This is a genomic window from Vibrio sp. Hep-1b-8, from assembly GCF_006124995.1.
Lineage (GTDB): Bacteria > Pseudomonadota > Gammaproteobacteria > Enterobacterales > Vibrionaceae > Vibrio.
The window spans coordinates 1-1,110 of record NZ_QEWN01000078.1 but is presented as its reverse complement, the minus strand read 5'-3'; the positions used below and the strand labels follow the sequence as shown (position 1 = coordinate 1,110).

The following is a 1,110-nucleotide window of genomic DNA, read 5'->3' as shown; positions in this document are numbered from 1 at the left end:
GGTGGCACCAATATCTGACAGGTTTAGTGCGCCAATAATGTTCAATCGGCTACGATTGCCCGTTGTTTCAATCACTTTAGCCTGACCAGTACGTATCCAGCCATGAGATATTTTTGTTAATAAGGTTGGGTGAACTGCATCGATAAAGACTATCGATTCATCCTTGCCACAGCTTGCCTTTAGAGCTTCATAAGCCTCTATGAATGCTTGCTGTTTTGCTTTATCAAACTTGTGTGGAACGCCTTTCGGTTGCTTGTAGCTAAAGCCATTGTGGTGAAGCCATTTGTTCATACCAGAGACCGTATAATCAAGTCCAAATGCCTCTTTAACGTAGGCGACAATTTGATGAGTGTGAGAATAGGTTTTCTCAGTCAAATGCTCGATTAGGTGCATGGTTTGAGTAGCAGAAAGCTTGCTTTGGCTTCCGCCATTTTCAGGCTTAAGTTTTTCAGAAAGAGCGTAGTCACTAAGGTGGCGTGCAACGGTTGATTCATGAATGCGAAGAGCTTGAGCAATCATGGTCTGACTCCACCCCTCTGTGGTAAGCAATACTGCTTTAATACGGTCACGCACTCGACCATCACGAGTAGAATCGTGCATTTGTTCGAGTTGCAGTTTCTGCTGAGGAGTCAGTGTAATTTTCATGGTTCGTAGCATGATCCTGATTCTAAATAAAATCAAGCATTTTCAATGATCAGGGGTATAGTTAAAACGTGTGTCCCGTTAAGAATCGGTTACTATATTTAACCATAGCGACCGCCGTAAGGCGGTCGTTTTCGAGGCTAATAAGTTTGTTCGGTGCTTTGGACTGCGCAGCGAAACCCTGAGTTGAGTGCTGGCATATAGTCGCTCAATGGATAGTGTACGCGAGAGGTATTAACCATACCTATACCACCTCGTTTGACTTTGTTCTCACCCGTTTCGGGCCCTTGAGGATCAAGTTTTGGTGACACTTTATAATAATCTTTAGCGTACCAATCATTGACCCACTCAGCAGCATTTTCAGTCATATCATAAAGACCAAGTGGATTGGGAGCATAAGTACCAACAGGGTTTAGATCCGTATCAACATTAGCGGTTTTTTCGGTAAACTCCTCATAGCCACCTAAT

General features: G+C 43.5%; 2 protein-coding genes. Both read right to left on the bottom strand.

The features are described from left to right. On the bottom strand, window positions 1-645 hold a 645-nt coding region (locus DA100_RS08380; protein WP_171052182.1), incomplete at its 3' end, for an IS630 family transposase. 137 nt (window positions 646-782) lie between these two features. After that, the coding region (locus tag DA100_RS08375; protein WP_138971731.1) for an SUMF1/EgtB/PvdO family nonheme iron enzyme at window positions 783-1,110 on the bottom strand (328 nt) is incomplete at its 5' end.